This window comes from Pseudomonas sp. LBUM1645, assembly GCF_059716185.1.
Window position 1 is genome coordinate 6,262,725 of record NZ_CP166811.1, and the last position, 18,151, is coordinate 6,280,875.

The 18,151-nt window shown below is 59.4% G+C and carries 17 protein-coding genes and 1 pseudogene; 9 read left to right on the top strand and 9 right to left on the bottom strand.

Features of this window, described 5'->3' with window-relative positions; translation table 11 throughout:
- Nucleotides 1-6: 6 nt before the first annotated feature.
- The 3 genes and pseudogenes from ACA079_RS28490 to ACA079_RS28500 form a co-directional block, all read right to left on the bottom strand.
- A complete protein-coding gene (locus ACA079_RS28490; protein ID WP_497701724.1) occupies nucleotides 7-759 on the bottom strand; it encodes a nucleotidyl transferase AbiEii/AbiGii toxin family protein in 753 nt (250 codons plus the stop codon).
- Nucleotides 753-1,754: a hypothetical protein gene (locus tag ACA079_RS28495; RefSeq protein WP_497701725.1), complete on the bottom strand. Its 1,002-nt coding sequence runs from the start codon at nucleotides 1,752-1,754 to the stop codon at nucleotides 753-755. The genes ACA079_RS28490 and ACA079_RS28495 overlap by 7 nt, the downstream gene beginning before the upstream one ends.
- Nucleotides 1,755-1,840: 86 nt before the next feature.
- Nucleotides 1,841-1,921 (bottom strand): annotated as a pseudogene (locus tag ACA079_RS28500) (DEAD/DEAH box helicase); the annotation flags it as partial.
- A gap of 110 nt (nucleotides 1,922-2,031) precedes the next feature.
- On the opposite strand from ACA079_RS28500, the gene pmcY reads away from it, so the two are divergent.
- Complete coding sequence (gene pmcY / locus ACA079_RS28505; RefSeq protein ID WP_497701726.1) at nucleotides 2,032-2,451, top strand: periplasmic Zn2+ metallochaperone PmcY; 420 nt, start codon at nucleotides 2,032-2,034, stop codon at nucleotides 2,449-2,451.
- Nucleotides 2,452-2,480: 29 nt separating this feature from the next.
- Nucleotides 2,481-3,386: a cation diffusion facilitator family transporter gene (locus tag ACA079_RS28510; protein ID WP_497701727.1), complete on the top strand. Its 906-nt coding sequence runs from the start codon at nucleotides 2,481-2,483 to the stop codon at nucleotides 3,384-3,386.
- Here ACA079_RS28510 and ACA079_RS28515 read toward each other — a convergent pair.
- Entirely contained in the window at nucleotides 3,371-4,426 is a 1,056-nt protein-coding gene (locus ACA079_RS28515) for a DUF6515 family protein (RefSeq protein WP_497701728.1), read from the bottom strand. The genes ACA079_RS28510 and ACA079_RS28515 overlap by 16 nt on opposite strands.
- Nucleotides 4,427-4,861: 435 nt before the next feature.
- On the opposite strand from ACA079_RS28515, the gene ACA079_RS28520 reads away from it, so the two are divergent.
- Nucleotides 4,862-5,341 carry an Lrp/AsnC family transcriptional regulator gene (locus ACA079_RS28520; RefSeq protein ID WP_007937367.1) on the top strand — a complete coding sequence of 160 codons (480 nt, stop codon included), beginning with the start codon at nucleotides 4,862-4,864 and terminating at the stop codon, nucleotides 5,339-5,341.
- 129 nt (nucleotides 5,342-5,470) lie between these two features.
- A complete protein-coding gene (locus ACA079_RS28525; protein ID WP_007937369.1) occupies nucleotides 5,471-5,680 on the top strand; it encodes a DUF2788 domain-containing protein in 210 nt (69 codons plus the stop codon).
- Here the strand turns inward: ACA079_RS28525 and ACA079_RS28530 are convergent.
- The 4 genes from ACA079_RS28530 to ACA079_RS28545 form a co-directional block, all read right to left on the bottom strand.
- On the bottom strand, nucleotides 5,675-6,316 hold the full coding sequence (locus ACA079_RS28530; protein ID WP_033054187.1) for a pseudouridine synthase: 642 nt from the start codon (nucleotides 6,314-6,316) through the stop codon (nucleotides 5,675-5,677). The genes ACA079_RS28525 and ACA079_RS28530 overlap by 6 nt on opposite strands.
- A gap of 71 nt (nucleotides 6,317-6,387) precedes the next feature.
- Nucleotides 6,388-7,887, bottom strand: coding sequence for an AMP nucleosidase (gene amn, locus ACA079_RS28535; protein WP_497701729.1), 1,500 nt, complete (start codon nucleotides 7,885-7,887; stop codon nucleotides 6,388-6,390).
- A gap of 187 nt (nucleotides 7,888-8,074) precedes the next feature.
- On the bottom strand, nucleotides 8,075-9,724 hold the full coding sequence (locus tag ACA079_RS28540; RefSeq protein WP_497701730.1) for an acyl-CoA dehydrogenase family protein: 1,650 nt from the start codon (nucleotides 9,722-9,724) through the stop codon (nucleotides 8,075-8,077).
- Nucleotides 9,725-9,798: 74 nt separating this feature from the next.
- On the bottom strand, nucleotides 9,799-12,183 hold the full coding sequence (locus tag ACA079_RS28545; protein WP_497701731.1) for a 7TM diverse intracellular signaling domain-containing protein: 2,385 nt from the start codon (nucleotides 12,181-12,183) through the stop codon (nucleotides 9,799-9,801).
- Between the two features lie 409 nt (nucleotides 12,184-12,592).
- Here ACA079_RS28545 and ACA079_RS28550 point away from each other — a divergent pair, with 409 nt between their 5' ends.
- From ACA079_RS28550 to ACA079_RS28565, 4 genes are all read left to right on the top strand, one after another.
- Nucleotides 12,593-13,390, top strand: coding sequence for a hydroxymethylpyrimidine/phosphomethylpyrimidine kinase (locus ACA079_RS28550; RefSeq protein WP_033054181.1), 798 nt, complete (start codon nucleotides 12,593-12,595; stop codon nucleotides 13,388-13,390).
- 32 nt (nucleotides 13,391-13,422) lie between these two features.
- The gene (gene thiE, locus ACA079_RS28555; RefSeq protein WP_056744592.1) at nucleotides 13,423-14,046 is read left to right on the top strand and encodes a thiamine phosphate synthase; all 624 of its coding nucleotides are present in this window, start codon (nucleotides 13,423-13,425) and stop codon (nucleotides 14,044-14,046) included.
- Between the two features lie 32 nt (nucleotides 14,047-14,078).
- Nucleotides 14,079-15,362, top strand: a complete 1,284-nt coding sequence (gene hemL, locus ACA079_RS28560; protein ID WP_497701732.1) for a glutamate-1-semialdehyde 2,1-aminomutase — start codon at nucleotides 14,079-14,081, stop codon at nucleotides 15,360-15,362.
- 224 nt (nucleotides 15,363-15,586) lie between these two features.
- Nucleotides 15,587-16,141: a tetratricopeptide repeat protein gene (locus ACA079_RS28565; protein WP_111451157.1), complete on the top strand. Its 555-nt coding sequence runs from the start codon at nucleotides 15,587-15,589 to the stop codon at nucleotides 16,139-16,141.
- A 68-nt stretch (nucleotides 16,142-16,209) separates the two neighbouring features.
- Here ACA079_RS28565 and ACA079_RS28570 read toward each other — a convergent pair whose 3' ends face one another.
- Complete coding sequence (locus ACA079_RS28570) at nucleotides 16,210-16,539, bottom strand: DUF1820 family protein (protein ID WP_007894425.1); 330 nt, start codon at nucleotides 16,537-16,539, stop codon at nucleotides 16,210-16,212.
- Nucleotides 16,540-16,673: 134 nt separating this feature from the next.
- Between ACA079_RS28570 and miaB the strand changes: the two genes are divergently transcribed.
- Nucleotides 16,674-18,002, top strand: coding sequence for a tRNA (N6-isopentenyl adenosine(37)-C2)-methylthiotransferase MiaB (miaB, locus tag ACA079_RS28575; protein ID WP_176471591.1), 1,329 nt, complete (start codon nucleotides 16,674-16,676; stop codon nucleotides 18,000-18,002).
- Nucleotides 18,003-18,151: the final 149 nt, after the last annotated feature.

Genomic DNA, 18,151 nt, shown 5'->3' on the forward strand with positions numbered 1-18,151 from the left:
CAGAATCTAGATTTTGAATGCGGTTCGTATGCGCGTCGCTATTTCAGCGATAGTCACTCCACGCAGCCCGATGGCTTTCATGTCCACGTCCAGTGAAGGCATGACATCCAGAAACTGCCGTAAGTCCTCTGCGATGCTTTCCGGTAGATCAAATTCAGAGTCTGCTGAAAGAAGCCGAGACAAAACAATAATGTCTTTCAGGTGTTTATTACTTTTGCGGCCGGCGTTCGACTCTTCGCACTCCGGGCGGCTGAGATTGGTCCATGCCTGTGCTTTTAGCGGGATCAGTCGGTCGACACCAATGTAGGAAAGATCCGCAGTGTCGTTACGACCTTCTACGATGAAGGCGTAATAAGCCTCGTCGAGTAGAATTGCTGACAGATCGGAAATTTCTCCGTCTACAGGGACTGGAGTCAGGTGAGCACCTTCCGGCAATGATAAGCCTTCAGGGGCCCTTGAGAATAACTCCAAAAGTACCGGGTAGTTCTCGTCGGCAGGATTGCCGAATCTATAGCGTCTTGTCGGCCCATCAAGCGCCTGACGCTCCGTGTAACCGCCGCGCTTCACGAACGCCCAGAACTCGGCGCCGAACACGTCATCCAAAGCTTCAATGATGAGAACGATATCCAGATCACGGGTCGCCCGGAACTCCAGGCCTGCTTCTTCAAGGGCCAGGCTGGCTGCAACGCCGCCGATCAGCACATATCGATCCGCGTGGCCGGCAAAGGCCCCGCGAAAGGTATCCAGTCCTTTTACCATTCGATCTTCTCCATCATTTCATCAAGGCTGATCTGGACTCTGTCGTCTACGTCATCCTTTAAACTGAGGTAGAGAGACAGAGGGTCCACACTTTCTCTCGACACTGGAACACAGGTTTTGCCAGGAATGTGATCAGGAGAGTAACTCCAGATTTCGACCTCAAAAGCGGGATCATCAAATCGACCGACTTCTTTGCGGCCAGAGCCCCTGACCTCCAAGTCCCACTCTTCTTTGGAAAACGCGATTATCGGTATCGGGGGCTCCCCGAGAATCGACGCTTTGCTGAGCGCAGACAGACCAGCCAATCTCTGTAACAAAGGGGGCCAATCAGAGTACGTCACCCGTTTCACCGGGTTTTGTAATGCTGGAAGGGCTTTTTCCCAGATAACTTCAGGCGTCGCTACAAAGCGCCAGCGAGGTGGTTTGTCATTCGAGGCAGGCTCTATCAATCCGAACGATTGGAATTCTTTCATCGCCCTGGACATTGTCATTTTCGAATACGCGTCCCCCCCCACCAGATCTCCGCCTCGAAAGGTAAAGTCCTTATCCCACCCTCGGCTGATGGCTGCGATAAGCAGTACCTGGCTCGCTGGGCCCATGACTTGTTTTTCGACTTGCCTGCTGCGAAAAAACTCACGCAGATCCATTCCAAGCTGTGGAGCGAAGAGTTGATTGCCAGGCACTACAAACTGAACGCCCGACTCGATGAGACGTTTTCTTTCATATGATTTGAGTGCACCGGTCGCGTAGAGGATCGGGTGATCCACCATTTTCTGCAGAATTTCGATGTGCTTGCGGATCGTCGCAACGTTTTCAAAAGGCTCGTGAGCAAGCAATACGAGGCATTGCCGATCGTAGAGCGTCACGATGTCGAAGGCGTATTCGTCCAAGAGGTAAAAGGGTAAACCTTTGGTTTTCCCCCAGCGCTTGATTTCGGGTTTAACCCCGAAAATCGATTCGAAGTAATCTTGAATCTCTTGTCTGCTGGTTTTCACTTCGACACCCAATAACACGTTTTCAGCACAGTAACAGCCAGACTGTTACTGTTCAATAATCGCGTTACCAGCGTTTTAGTTCAGCGCGCTTCGAGCACGGCTTCGTGGCGTGTAGCCAAGGCTTCACGCAGGGCGGGTAAAACTTCATCAATCGGCAAAGAAATCATGCTGGCTCCCAAACAGAGGCGCGAGTATAACGGCGAACTGCCTGGCGTTCGTCGCGGTCCTAATTCATAACGACGACGCTTCGTTTTCCAGATGACTCAGGAGATTTCATATGCGTGTTCCCTTTCGCTTGATTGGCGGTGTATTGGTCGCGACGTTGCTGACCCAGGTGACCGCTTGCGGATCGATTTTCTACCCTGACCGTCGCGGTCAGATCGACGGCAAGATCGACCCGGCCATCGCCGCGCTGGATGCCGTGGGCTTGCTGTTCTACATCATCCCCGGCCTGATCGCGTTTGCCGTGGACTTCGCCACTGGCGCGATTTACTTCGAGCCAGGCAAGACCGCCCAGGTGGCCCCGGAAAAACTCAAGGAAGCCGTAGGCGCCGACGGCAAGGTCGATAACCACAAGTTGCAGACTATTCTCGAAACCGAACTGGGCCGCAGCTTCCCGCTGGATGACCCGCGCCTGATCCAGCACAAGGGCAGCGCTCAGCAACTGGCCATGTTCGGCCTGCAACCTGCCGCGTAATCCGTGCATAAGAAGGAACGACAGCACCTATGATCTCCAGCTCCGAACACGCCCGCCTGCTGCGGCTGGCGACCCGTGCCTCGGTGGCGGTGGCGTGCACGCTGATCGTCGCCAAAGCCATCGCCTGGTGGTTGAGCGGCTCGGTGAGCATGCTCGCCGGGTTGACCGACTCGGCCCTCGACGGCGTCACCTCGCTGCTCAACCTGCTCGCGGTGCATTACGCGTTGCGCCCGGCTGACGATGATCATCGGTATGGACACGGCAAGGCCGAGTCGCTGGCGGGCATGGCTCAGGCGTTGTTCATTGGCGGCAGTGCGGTGCTGATTGCCTTGCAGGCGATTGATCGACTGAAACACCCGGAACCGGTGGGCGCGCCATGGATCAGTATCGGGGTGATTGTGTTTTCCCTGGCGCTGACCCTGGCCCTGCTGACGTTGCAACATCGGGTCGTCAAGGCGACCGGCTCCAACGCGGTGCGCGCCGACTCCCTGCATTACCGCTCGGACCTGCTGCTCAACGGCAGCATTCTGGTGGCGCTGGTGCTCGCCGGGTTTGGCTGGCATCAGGTCGACCCTTGGTTCGGATTGGGGATCGCCGCCTACATTCTCTGGAGCGCGATTCAGATCGCCCGGGAAAGTTTTACCGTGCTGATGGATGAAGAGCTGCCGTCGGACGTCAGCCAGCACATGCTCGAACTGGCCTGCAGCGTACCGGGAGTATTGGGGGCGCACGACCTGCGCACACGGATTTCCGGCAACCAGTGGTTCGTGCAGTTGCACCTGGAACTGCCAGGGGATTTGACCCTGTCAGTCGCTCACGGCATCAGCGACCAAGCCGCCGATGCGATTCACGCGGCTTATCCGCGAGCCGAAGTGCTGGTGCACGCCGACCCGCAGGAAGTGGTACTGGCAGGCAAGGTTCAGAAAGAAACCTGATAGCCGCGACTGCTCAGGCAGTTGCCCTGGGCCTGTCGGTAGGCTTGCACCACCGACGGATCCGGCTGGTAGGTGGCCGTTCGAGGATCGAAGCCACTCTGCTGTACCGCGTATTGATAGCACTCGTAACCGTCCTGGTTGACCTGCTCTGGCGACTGACCGTTGGCCGGATACGCCACCACGTCAAAACTATTGCTGACCGGTTGCGGCTGCGGTTGCACGGGTGGCTCGACCACGACGTAATCCTGAGTGTTTTCCTGATAGGCGTAATAGGAACCGGCCGCCAGGAACAACAGCGCCCCGCCGATCCACACTTCACGCGCGTAATCGGGCAAGTAGCTGACGCGAATTCCGCGTGGCGGCTGAACCACCACGTAGCGTGGGCCTTGTGGGCGATACCAGTAGCCGCCGGAGTAGAAGTAATCCTGACCACGGTACGGCACACGGTAATCACGGTCCGGGAAGCGATCGATCACATGACCGGGACGGTACTGCGGGCCAGGTCCCCAGCCATTGCCATGCCCATCCGGGCGACCGGCCCAGCGATGGTCATCGGGACGCGGACCGTTGTTCTGCCAATGCTGGTTGTTATCGTTGCGCCGCGGCACGTCCTGGTAGTAACCACGCTGTGGCTGCTGGGTCTGGCGCACGGTGTCGGGCCGCCCCTGAATCGGCAGATCGTTGGCTGGTAACTGCGGAGGTGGCGGCGGCGAGCGAACCGGATTGTTGTAATCGTGCTGCGGCCGCGGCTGGTTCTGCCACTGGCCGTTGTTCTGATTCTGGCCGTTGTGCTCGAACTGGCGACTGTTGTCGCCACGAATGATGTCGTTATTCTGCGCACGCGGCTGGTTCTGCTGCGGATTGTTCTGCGGGCGCGGCTGGTTATTGCCGCCGTGGCCCTGATTGTTTCCCTGGTGGCCATCCGACCCGCGCTGCCCGCCATCGGGGCCACGGTTTTGCGGCTCATCGGCCAGCGATTGCGCAGTGACACTTACACACAGCAAACCAACACCGGCCAAACGCCAGATGCGCGACTTCATGCTTTTCCTCACTGCGGGTTAGGGCCTGTACGTAAGACTGGGAAAGCACAGGCCGGTTCTGCAACAGGTTATCAGTCGCGCAACTTATTTATTGAGGGCAGTCGGCAAATTCCGGGCAAAAGAAAAGGGAGACCCGTCGGCCTCCCTTTGAGAACTTCGTCCGTGCTCGACGCTTTTGACGTCGGCTCACCTCACGCCGTCTTCTGGACAGTGTGTAGCTCGGGGGGCGGCACATCCCCTGTGGGGGTGGCGACCGCAGCTGGCCTGATTGGGCGAGCCGCTGTGGACTGTTTGTCCGAGCAGTGATTCTGGTGATAAGAATAGGCTCGCGGCGCCGGCAGAGGATTGCGAAGATTGCTCAAATAAACATCACTTGCGCAATTTTTAACCCTGGATAGATAATCCACCGCAATAGTTATGACAAAGGCCTGATTGATGAGCAAACTCGACCGATACGACCTGAGCATTTTGGCGGAATTGCAGCGTGACGCGCGCATCTCCAACCAGGAGCTGGCCGAACGCATCGGCCTGTCCCCCTCGCCATGCTCGCGGCGGGTCAAGCAGCTGGAGGACGACGGTTACATCTCCCGCCAGGTGGCCCTGCTGGACCGCAAGATGCTCGGTTTGAGCCTGACGGCTTACGTGTTGATCGGTATGGACCGCCATACGCCGGAGCGTTTCGAAAACTTCGAAGCGGCGATTCGTACGTTGCCGCAGGTGCTGGAATGCAGCCTGGTGACCGGGATGGATGCCGACTACCAGCTCAAGGTGGTGGTGCCGGATATGGACCATTATCAGAAATTGCTGCTGGGACACCTCACCCGGATTGAAGGGGTGACGAGTGTGCGGTCGAGTTTTGTGTTGAACCAGGTATTGAACAGTACTGAGCTGCCCCTCACTCACTTGCGCAGCTGAGACCCGCTTCTACAAGGGTAGGGCCAGGCGACGAATAGCTGCGACACGCTGCCGCAGGTCAATACTTAGCCAATCCCCCATGTCGTATACTCCAGCGCCTTTTAGCCTCGCCCGCGCTGGAGATGTTCGATGGATCCTGCAGTATTCGAAGAGTGGATGATGACCGGACTGGTCAGCATCCTGATCATTTTCATGGGTTTCATCGTCTGGGATCTGGCGAAGAAATCCAAGGCAGGACGCTTTGGCTCGTTCATCCTGTTCTTCGTACTCGGCTTGGGCGTGGCCGCGTTCGTGATCAAAAGCGTGGTCATCGGCCTGATCGAATCCGGCACGTTATAAACGCGCCGGCACTTCCTTCCACTGGCCCTGATCGAGCCCTTCGATCGACCAGTCGCCGATTCTGACCCGCACCAGACGCAACGTCGGCAAGCCGACCGCCGCGGTCATACGCCGTACCTGACGGTTGCGCCCTTCGCGAATCACCAGCTCCAGCCAACTGGTCGGCACACTTTTGCGAAAGCGCACCGGCGGGTTGCGCGGCCACAGTTCAGGTTCTTCAAGCTGCCGTGCTTCAGCCGGTAGCGTCATGCCATCATTCAGTTCGACGCCATCGCGCAAACGCTGCAATTGCTCGGCGCTCGGCTCGCCTTCCACCTGCACCCAATAGGTCTTCGCCAGTTTGTGTTTCGGGTCGGCTATCCGCGCCTGTAGCTGGCCATCATTGGTCAGCAGCAGCAAGCCTTCGCTGTCGCGGTCCAGCCGTCCTGCCGGGTAAATCCCGGGAATCTCGATGTAATCCTTGAGCGTCGCCCGCCCTTCTCCGTCGCTGAATTGCGTCAGCACATCGAACGGCTTGTTGAACAGAATCAGCTTCGGCTCGGCCGGCGGCGCTTTGGCGACACGGCGCGGGGCTGAGGACGATGGCGCAGGCTTCACGCCAGGGCGGCGGGAAACGGGACGTTGAGGACGAGACATGGGAAAAGGAACATCTAACGGTCAGGGCTGCTAATGCTAGTGCCCTGACCGCTAAATGACCATGAGAACAATCAGCGGAACGGCGGCTCGTCGAAGCTGCGCAGTTTGCGCGAGTGCAGCGAGTTGAGTTCGGTGCGCAACAGATCCACCGCCTCGATACCGATCTTCAAATGCTGGCTGACCGCGCGCTCATAGAAGGCGTTGGCCGAACCCGGCAGTTTGATTTCGCTGTGCAACGGTTTGTCCGAGACACAGAGCAACGTGCCGTACGGGACCCGCAAGCGATAACCTTGCGCCGCGATGGTGCCGCTTTCCATGTCTACCGCCACGGCGCGAGACAGGTTGATCAGCGGACGCTCCTGAGCCCAGCGCAATTCCCAGTTACGGTCGTCGTAGGTCAGTACGGTGCCGGTGCGCAGGCGTTTTTTCAGCTCGTCGCCCTTCTCACCGGTGATATTGGCCGCCGCTTGCTGCAATGCCATCTGCACTTCGGCCAGGGCCGGAATCGGAATATTCGGCGGCACGACCCGATCGAGAATCCCGTCGCGGCGCATGTAAGCGTGCGCCAGCACGTAATCGCCAATGGTCTGCGACTGACGCAAACCGCCACAGTGACCGATCATCAGCCAGCAATGCGGACGCAGTACCGCCAGGTGGTCGGTGATGTTCTTGGCGTTGGACGGGCCGACGCCGATGTTCACCAGGGTCACGCCGTGGCCATCGGTGGCGATCAGGTGATAGGCCGGCATCTGATAGCGGTGCCAAACCACACCGGCGGCAATCGCCGAGGCTTCGCCGTGGTCCATGCTCTTTTCGATGATCACGTTGCCCGGCAAGACCATGCGCACGAAACGCGGATCGCTGCGCAACTGTTCCAGGCCATGGACGATGAACTGGTCAACGTAGCGGTGGTAGTTGGTCAGCAGAATCCATGGCTGCACATGACGCCAGTCGCTGCCGGTGTAATGCACCAGGCGGCGCAGGGAGAAATCCACCCGCGCAGCGTCGAACAAGGCCAGCGGCAGCGGGTCGGTGTTTTCCCAATCGTACAAACCGTCGGCGATGCCATCGGTCGCGGCAGACAAATCCGTACTCGGGAACACTCGCGCCAGCACCGCAGCGGTGACGCCGGAGCCGGCCAGTTCATCGCCCTGCTCAACCACGTACGGATAAGGAATGTTTTGCTGACTGATGCCGACTTCTACCGTCACGGTGAAGTCGTGCATCAACGGCACCAGCTGTTCCAGCAAGTATTTACGGAAGGCGGCGGGATGAGTGACGGTGACGCTGTAAGTCCCCGGCAACTGAACCTTGGCGTAGGCCCGAGTGGTCTGTGGGACTTCGCCCTGGCAATGGTAGGTCAGACGCAGTTCGGGATAACGAAACATCGCACGCTGTTCGGCGTCCGGTTCGACTCGATCCTTGAGGTAACGCTTGAGCGCCTGGTTCAGCGCGGTGGTTGCACGATTGTGCAAGAGCGCAAGCCGGTCCACGGCTTGCTCGGCGGTTTGAACGACAATAAAAGCTTCGGTCACGATCAGCATCCTGTGTTCTGACTTGCAGGCCTTCATCTTGCCTGCATCGTCGCTTCACGGGAACAGCGGTTGCTACACAAATGCCCAGTCCACCGTAGATCCGATGTGGGAGCGAGCTTGCTCGCGATAGCGGTTTGTCAGGCGACATCTATGCCGGATGTTATTCAGTCATCGCGAGCAAGCTCGCTCCCACATGGATTCAGTGTCGTTCATCAGGAACTGGTCAGAAGTTCTGCGGGGTCGACCGGGCGACAATCGCTTCCACATCCAGCCCACGTGGCAACGCGCCATACACCCGACCGGCGGAACCGAGGCGGCTCGCAATGAAAGCGTCACTGACGGCGGCGTTGCCCGCCTCCAGCAACAGCTTGGCCTGAAGGCCCAAGGCGATGTCTTCGGTGAGCTGGCGGGCGCGGTATTGAATGTCGCTGGTATCTTTAAAGGCCGCCTGCAATTGAATGATGTGTGCAGCCAGGCGCTTGTCGCCATGACCATCGCCCAATTCGCTGAACAATACGTCGAGCACACCCGGCTCCTTCGACAACGCTCGCAACACGTCGAGGCATTGCACGTTGCCGGAACCTTCCCACGTCGAATTGACCGGTGCCTCACGGTACAACCGCGGCAAGATGCTGTCTTCGACATAACCGGCGCCGCCCATGCATTCGGCAGCTTCGTTGATCATTCCGGGCGCGCGCTTGCAGATCCAGTACTTGCCCACCGCTGTGACCAGCCGAGCGAATTTGGCTTCATGCTCGTCATCCAGATGATCCAGCGCCTGCCCCATGCGCAGGCTCAAGGCCAGGGCGGCTTCGCTTTCCAGGGCCAGGTCGGCCAGTACGTTTTGCATCAAGGGTTGTTCGCTGAGCAATTTGCCGCCGACCTTGCGGTGAGCGCAGTGATGGCTGGCCTGGGTCAGAGCCTGGCGCATCAGCGAACTGGAGCCGACCATGCAATCGAAGCGGGTCATGGCGACCATTTCGATGATGGTCGGAACGCCCCGTCCCTCCTCGCCGACCATCCACGCCAGCGCACCACGGAACTCCACCTCGCTGGACGCGTTGGAGCAATTGCCGAGTTTGTTCTTCAGACGTTGTATGTAGAACTGATTGCGCGTGTCGTCCGGACGGTGGCGCGGCAGCAGGAAACAGGTCAAACCCTTGTCAGTCTGGGCCAGGGTCAGGAAGGCATCGCACATCGGCGCGGAACAGAACCACTTGTGGCCCACCAGTTCATACGCCTGGCCCGGACCACTGGCGCCGATCGGAAAAGCCTTGGTGGTGTTGGCCCGCACGTCGGTGCCGCCCTGTTTCTCGGTCATGGCCATGCCGATGGTGACTCCGGCCTTGTGGGCCATGCCGACGTTGCGCGGGTCGTATTCGGTAGAGAGGATTTTCGGCAGCCACTGCTCGGCCAGGTCCGGTTGCAGACGCATCGCCGGGACGCTGGCGAAGGTCATGGTCAGCGGGCAACCACTACCGGCTTCGGCCTGGCTGTGCAGGTAGGTCATGGAAGCGCGGGCGACGTGGGCGCCGGACTGCGGATGCGCCCAGGGCAATGAGGTCAAACCGTGCTCGACCGCCGTGCGCATCAGTTCGTGATAGGCCGGGTGAAACTCCACCAGGTCGATGCGATGGCCGTAACGGTCATGGCTGCTGAAAACCGGCTTGTTCTGATTGGCCAGGAACCCCGCTTCCATCAGCGGCCCGCCGGCCAGTGCGCCGTAAGCGTCGATCCGCGACTCGGCCCACCCGGCCCCGAAACGCCGCGACCACTCCTGCAACGGCAGGTCGATGCGATACAGGTTGGCGCCGTCCAGCGACGGCGGCTGGTTGGTGACTTCGTGAGTTTCGGCGAACTGATGCAGGTTCATGACGGGGCTCCTTTGGTCAGCCAAGTGACTTCAGTTAAGCACCGCCCCTTGACCGAACAAAGTGTCATATCTGCCTAACTGTCGGCGCTTTCGCCTTGCTTTGGACACAGCACTCGACGATAGAGCGCTGCCTGCAGGTCCTCGAATTTCACCGGTTTGCTCAGGTAATCGATCAAGGCACCGGTTGGGCAGCGTTCCCGATCAATGCTCGAGGCAATCACGAATACCGGCAGTTCGGCGCAGCCCGGCAACGCGCGTATCTGGCAACAGAGGGACGCGCCACCCAGAGATGGAAGCTGGCAATCAAGCAATACCGCATCGAAGGTTTCGCGCTGCAAGTGATCGATCGCGGTAGCCCCGTTGTCGGCGGTGCGCACCCGGAAGCCCAGCTTGAGCAACATGCCACGCATCACCAGCTGATTGATGCTGTTGTCATCAACCAGCAGGACGGTGCAGTCCTGAGGCAGCCGCAGACGAGGAAATTCCCGGTTCATCAAGGGCACTGACTGCCGCTCCACCACGGGCAGTTCGAACTCGACGTCGAGCTGGAAGCGGCTGCCACGACCAGGCTCGGAGCGGTGAGTCAGTTTTCCACCGAGCAGTTCGACCAGTTGCCGACAGATCGCCAGGCCAACGCCCAGACCGCCGTATTCACGGGTCATCGAGCCATCGAGCTGGAAGAACCGCTGATACAGTGTCGCCTCCCCCAGATCGGTGAAGCCGATGCCGGTGTCGATCACCGCAAAGGACAGTGCCAGTCGGTCGGGCGCCACAGGTTTACCCGTCACCCGCAGCGCCAGTCCACCGATCCGCGTGAACTTGATTGCGTTTTCCAGCAGGCATTCCAGGCATTGCGCCAACTTGGCGCTGTCGCCGTGCAAGCGATCCGGCAGCCCCGGCGTGACCTCGACTTTGAAGTCCAGCGACTTGCTCAACGCGTTGCCCTCGAACTGCAAGCGCAAAGCCTCGACCACGCCGCGCAAACTGAAAACGGCCGGATAGGTCTTGAGCTTGCCGGCCTGCAATTCGGTCAGGGTGAGGATGCCGTTGACCATGCGCATCATGTCTCGCGCCGAACCGTAGGCCGTTTGCTGATATTGCTCCAGCTCCGGGTCCATCTCGACGGTCTGCATCAGCTCCAGCGAACCGATCACACCGTTCATGGGCGTGCGCAGTTCGTGAGTCAGGGTGGCGAGGAATTCGTCCTTGAGCTTGTTACTGTGAGCCAGTTGCTGGTTCAGCACTTCGAGCGTTTGACCGGCATCGAACAGGGTCTGTGCCTGTTGCTCGCGCATGGCGTTGATGCGATCGGCCAGCGCCAGTGACAGCAGCGCCACTTCAATCGCCGAGCCGATCTGGCTGGAATACATGGTCAGGAACACGTTTGGCAGGTAACCCAGCACCATCAGGGTGTTGACGATGCCGCCGAGTAAAAACGCCGACCAGGCAATGATGAAATAACGCGCCACTCGCAGGCCACGCAGCCAGGCGAAAATCCCTGCGGCAAAAATCACTACGGTGAAGGTCAGTGCCAGCGCCGTCGCCAGGCGCAGGGCCAGGGCGTAACTGGTCATCAACGACAACCCGACCACCACCGCGCTAAACGCAATCAACGCCAGCAGTAAGCGGTCGAGCCAACGACTGTGGGTCGCCGTCTGCAAGAAGCCGCGGGCGAACTGGCTACCGAACAGGCCTGCGCAGCCGATGAAAAACGGCGTCGCTGCGTTGGCCCACCAGGGATTGTTCGGCCAGAAATACTCCACCGCCGCGCCGTTCACTGACAGCTGATACAAGCCGAACGAGGCGATATAGAAGATGTAATAGAGGTAGCTGGTATCGCGCACGCTGAGATAGATGAACAGGTTGTACACCAGCATCCCCAGCAATACGCCGTAGATCAGCCCCAGCACATACAGTCGGATCGGTTGCTCTTCCAGGTAGGCAGTGCTCGACCAGAGGGTGACCGGTGCCTGGATCGACCCTTCACTCTGCAGGCGCAGGTACAGCGTTTGCGCTTGATCAGGAGCGAAGTTCAGATCGAACAGGTAGTTGTTCTGGCGGATCTCGCGACTGTCGAACGGCAAGGCATCGCCGGTCTGGCGAGCCAGTTGATAGCCACCAGCCGCATCGGGCAAATAGAGATCAATGTGATCAAGGGGCGGATAGGCCAGTTCGAGCAACCAGGTGCGTTGCACCGCGGGGTTGTTCGGGCGGTAATGCAGGTCGATTTTCAGCCAGAACACTGAACGCGAGTAACCGGCGTTGAGGGTGGCTTTGTCGTGGGGTTTGAAGTTTCCGGCCGCGGCTTGTGCACGGACATCGGCGATGGTCGCCTGACCGCCCGCGTCTTCGAACACTTGCAGGGTTCGGCCCAGGGGAAGGCTTTGAGTGAATTCGTCGAATTCGACTGCACTCGCCATGAGGGGCAAGCACAACAGCAACATCAGCAAATAGCGCATTTAAGCCCCAGCGTGGCCTGTCCGGTTATCTCAGGAAGCCCCTCATTCCTTTTGAGTAGACGTAAAACCGGTATTACCTGTTATTGGTTTGGATCCACTCTAGCATAGCCGTTGGTGGCCATTGAACACCATTGAAATTTTTCCTACAAAGGCTCTAGCACGGGCGTTCCAGCTCAACGCATTCGGCTAGAGCTGTTTCGCCGGTCAGTTTGTGACAACGACCTATTCCCTGTAGCAGCTGGCGAAGCCTGCGTTCGGCTGCGTAGCAGTCGTGAAGTCAGTCGCTGCGGTGTATCAGGCAGACCGCGTGTTCAGGTTTTACGACTTCTACGCAGCCGAACGCAGGCTTCGCCAGCTGCTACATGGACCGTCATGACTCGTCGGTCGACTGGTGGTAAGCTCGCGCACCATGAATATCTACAGCTCTCGCCCCGTTGTCCTCTGTCTCTCCGGCCACGACCCAAGTGGTGGCGCCGGCTTGCAGGCAGATATCGAAGCCCTGCTCGCTCAGGGTTGTCATGCGGCCCCGGCCGTCACCGCCCTGACCGTGCAAGACACGGTCAACGTCACTGACTTCCGCGTCCTCGACCGTGAGTGGGTGTTGGCCCAGGCCAACGCTGTGCTCAACGATTCCGAAGTCGCTGCCGTCAAACTGGGCATGCTCGGTTCCCTGGAAATGGTCGACACCGTAGTCGAACTGCTCTCGGCGCACCCGCATTTGCCGGTGGTCTGCGATCCGGTGCTGCGCGCCGGTGGCGGCGGACGCCTGGGCAAGGATGAAGTCGGCTACGCCATGCGCGAGCGCCTGCTGCCTCTGTCGATCATCGCCACCCCAAACCTTCCCGAAGCCCGCATCCTCGCCGAACTGCCCGAAGGCACCGCGGACGAGTGCGCTGAAAAACTCCTGCCATTCGTCAAACACCTGCTGATCACCGGCGGCCATGGCGATGAACACGAAATCCACAATCGCCTGTACAGCCGCGACGGTCACCGCGAAACCTTCACCTGCCAACGCTTGCCCGGCAGTTATCACGGCTCCGGTTGCACGCTGGCCAGTGCCCTCGCCGGTCGTCTGGCCCTCGGCGAAAATCTCGCCAGTGCCGTGCAGACCGCGCTTAACTACACGTGGCGTACCCTGCGTGATGCGGAGCAGTTGGGCAAAGGCCAGTTCGTGCCGCGCCGCCTGCCGCTGGATTTCTGTTCGTAACTGTCCATGCGTAAAGCAAAAAGGATTGCCCGATGAAGCTACGTGGCCTGTACGCCATTACCGATAGCCAACTGCTGGCAGGTAAATTTCTTTCGTACGTGGAGGCGGCGCTGGAAGGCGGCGTCACCCTGCTGCAATACCGCGACAAGAGCAGCGACGAGGCCCGCCGTCTGCGCGAGGCCGAAGCTTTGCGCGATCTGTGTGAACGCTACAAGACCCAGTTGATCATCAACGACGATGCCGAACTCGCTGCACGCCTGAACGTCGGCGTGCACCTGGGCCAGACCGATGGCCCGCTGATGCCGGTTCGGGCACTGCTCGGTCGCCAGGCGATCATCGGTTCGACCTGCCACGCGCAACTCGAACTCGCCGAGCAAGCGGCCAAGGAAGGCGCCAGTTACGTCGCTTTCGGTCGTTTCTTCAACTCCAACACCAAACCCGGCGCACCGACTTGCAGCCTCGAGTTGCTCGACCAGGCCCGCAGCAAACTGCACCTGCCGATCTGCGCGATCGGCGGCATCACCCTGGAAAACGCCGCGCCATTGGTGGCCCACGGGGTCGATCTACTGGCGGTGGTCCATGGTCTGTTTGGCGCCGAGAGCACGGCTGAAGTGACACGCCGCGCCCGCGCATTCAACGCCCTGCTTTCTATTTAAGTAGCTTAAAAATCTGATTTGAGAGCCCGATCATGTCTCGTTCCGAAACGCTGTTTGCCAATGCCCAGAAACACATTCCCGGTGGCGTGAACTCGCCTGTTCGCGCATTCAAAAGCGTGGGCGGCACGCCGTTGTTCTTCAAACACGCGGAAGGCGCCTACGTCACCGACGAAGACAACAAGCGTTATGTGGATTACGTCGGTTCCTGGGGGCCGATGATTCTCGGTCACAGTCATCCGGACGTGCTGGACGCCGTGCGCAAACAGCTTGAGCACGGATTGTCCTACGGCGCGCCGACCGAGATGGAAACCCAGATGGCTGATCTGGTCTGCTCGATCGTGCCGTCGATGGAAATGGTGCGCATGGTCAGCTCCGGTACCGAAGCGACCATGAGTGCGATCCGTCTGGCCCGTGGTTTCACCGGCCGCGACAGCATCATCAAGTTCGAAGGCTGCTACCACGGTCACTCCGACAGCCTGCTGGTCAAGGCCGGCTCCGGCGCCCTGACCCAAGGCGTGCCGAGCTCGGCCGGTGTGCCGGCGGCCTTCGCCAAACACACCCTGACCCTGCCGTTCAACGACATCGACGCCGTAGAAACCATGCTTTCTGAAGTCGGCCAGGACGTGGCGTGCATCATCGTCGAGCCAGTGGCCGGCAACATGAACTGCGTACCGCCGGCGCCAGGTTTCCTCGAAGGCCTGCGCACCCTGTGCGACAAGCATGGCGTGGTGCTGATTTTCGACGAAGTGATGACCGGTTTCCGTGTCGCCCTTGGCGGTGCACAAGCCCACTACGGCGTGACGCCAGACCTGACCACCTTCGGCAAAATCATCGGTGGCGGCATGCCGGTTGGCTGCTTCGGCGGCAAGCGCGAAATCATGTCGCACATCGCCCCATTGGGCCCGGTCTATCAGGCGGGCACCTTGTCGGGTAACCCGCTGGCCATGGCTGCCGGCCTGACGACCCTGCGCCTGATCAGCCGCCCGGGCTTCCACGCCGAGTTGACTGACTACACCAGCCGCCTGCTCGATGGCCTGCAACAACGCGCCGATGCGGCGGGCATTCCGTTCGTGACTACACAGGCCGGTGGCATGTTCGGCCTGTACTTCAGCGGCGCCGACGACATCGTGACCTTCGATGACGTTATGGCCAGCGACGCCGCCCTGTTCGGGCGCTTCTTCCACCTGATGCTCGAAGGCGGCGTGTACTTGGCGCCGAGCGCCTTCGAAGCCGGCTTCACCTCGATCGCCCACGGCGAAACCGAGCTGAAACTGACGCTGGATGCCGCCGAGCGCGCATTTGCTGCATTGAAATAACGCTGCGCTGCTGACGTTGGCGGTTGCCAGCGTCAGCTTTCACCTGCTTTCCCGCCCTTATTCCTACGCTTCTGCGCAAAATCCCCAGCAAAGTGGGCGATATATTCCCCGCGCAGCAGAAAAACGAGTAAAGACTTTGTAAGGTTGGCCCTGCTTATTTCATAATGCGCGCTTATTGGATCCCTCGATGGGTCCGCGCGCCCTTCAGAGGTAAGTCGATTCCCATGAACCGCACCGGCCGCGCCCTTGCATTGGGCTGCCTGTTGCTCCTTCAGCCCCTGCTCGCGCTCGCACAAGCAGGCGGCAACTCGTTGTTAATCCCAGCGATGGGTCGTTGCACCCTCAATACTCAGCCGCAAGACCTGGCACAGGCTCTCGCCGCCTGCCAGAAAGCGTCGGATGAAGGGGATGCGCAAGCGCAATACGAGTTGGGTGAGTTCTACTACGACGGCAAAAATACGCCGCGCGACCTCAAAAAAGCCCTGAGCTACTTCGAAAAGGCCTCGTTGCAAGGCCATGCTCAGGCGCAATTCAAACTCGGCACCATGTTCTTCCACGGCGAAGGCGTACCGGCCAATAACGTTCAGGCGTATATCGTGCTGAAAATGGCTGCGGTCAATGGCGCTGAAGAAGCGTTGGACACCGCCGACGAAGTCGCCGAGAAAATGCCCCGCGAAGAACTGGAAGTAGCTACCCAGGTACTGGGGCAAATCTTCCGCAAATATCTGATGGAATTGCAGAGCGCCGATGGGCGTACGCCGTTTTCGCCACTGCCTTGAATTTTGCGTCGCTCTGACTGCCCTCATCGCGAGCAAGCTCGCGATTGGGGGCGACTCGGTCTTGAGGCTTACTTCTCAGGCATCGGCATCGGAAACGGCATGACATTGCCGACCGCGCCGCGGGCTTCGCTGATTTTCGGCGTACCGAGGCGCTCGACTTCGTCGATCCGCACGATCGAATGCATTGGCACAAAGCTGCGCACAACGCCTTCGAACTGAGCCTTGAGCTTCTCTTCGCTCGGATCGACGACCACTTGCGTGCGCTCGCCAAAGACGAACTCTTCCACTTCCAGGAAGCCCCACAGATCACTTTGATAGATCTGCTTGGCATACATTTCGTACACCTGGCCCTGGTTGAGGAAAATCACCTTGTAGATTGGAGCTTCACGTTTGGTCATGGTGGGCGAGCAACACATCGGGGATAAAAATGAGGGCGCGAACTATAGCATAGCCACCGGACGCACAGCGGTAGGAACCTTGGGTCATGTTCCCTATAATGCGCGGTTCTTTGAATCACGTGATGACTCTTTCCATGGCCAAGAAGCTTTACATCGAAACCCACGGTTGCCAGATGAACGAGTACGACAGCTCGCGCATGGTCGATCTGCTGGGCGAACATCAGGCCCTGGAAGTCACCGCTCGCGCTGAAGATGCCGACGTGATCCTGCTCAATACCTGCTCGATCCGCGAACGCGCCCAGGATCGGGTGTATTCCCAGCTCGGCCGCTGGCGCGAACTGAAACTGGCCAACCCGGACATGGTCATCGCCGTCGGCGGTTGCGTGGCCAGCCAGGAAGGCGCTGCAATTCGCGACCGCGCACCGTACGTGGACGTGGTCTTCGGCCCGCAGACCCTGCACCGCCTGCCGGAAATGATCGACGCCGCCCGCGCTACCAAGCTGCCGCAAGTCGACGTCTCGTTTCCCGAAATCGAAAAGTTCGACCACTTGCCCGAACCGCGCGTCGATGGGCCAAGCGCCTACGTGTCGGTCATGGAAGGCTGCAGCAAGTACTGCACGTTCTGCGTGGTGCCTTATACCCGCGGCGAAGAAGTCAGCCGACCTTTCGATGACGTGATCGCCGAGATCATCCACTTGGCTGAAAACGGCGTGCGCGAAGTGACCTTGCTGGGGCAGAACGTCAATGGCTATCGCGGGACCACTCACGATGGACGCCTGGCAGATCTCGCCGAACTGATCCGCGTCGTCGCCGCCGTCGATGGCATCGACCGCATCCGCTACACCACCTCACACCCGCTGGAGTTCTCCGACAGCCTGATCCAGGCCCACGCCGACGTGCCGGAACTGGTCAAACACCTGCACTTGCCCGTGCAATCGGGTTCGGACCGAATCCTCTCGGCGATGAAGCGCAACCACACCGCGCTGGAATACAAATCCAAACTGCGCAAGCTGCGTGCTGCCGTGCCGGGGATTTGCATCAGCTCGGACTTTATCGTCGGCTTCCCGGGCGAGACCGAAAAAGACTTCGAACAGACTATGAAGCTGATCGAAGACGTCGGCTTCGACTTCTCCTACTCGTTCGTCTATAGCCAACGCCCGGGTACTCCAGCTGCGGATCTGGCCGACGAAACGCCGGAAGCGCTGAAAAAAGAACGCCTGAACGCCCTGCAACATCGCCTGAACCAGCAAGGCTTCGAGATCAGCCGACAAATGGTCGGTTCGATCCAGCGGATCCTGGTGACCGATTATTCGAAAAAAGACCCCGGTGAACTGCAAGGCCGGACCGAGAATAATCGCATCGTCAATTTCCGCTGCGACAATCCGACGTTGATTGGTCAGTTCGCCGACGTGCACATCGACGCCGCTCAGCCGCACTCGCTGCGGGGCTCGCTGATCCAGTAACACCGCATATCATTGTAGGAGCCGAGCTTGCTCGCGATGGCGCCAGGTCAGACGACACATGTGTTGAATACCAGCCAGCCATCGCGAGCAAGCTTTGCTCCTACAAGTCCGGTGTTCAACATTGGTCTGTATAAGAGCTTTCGCACCCA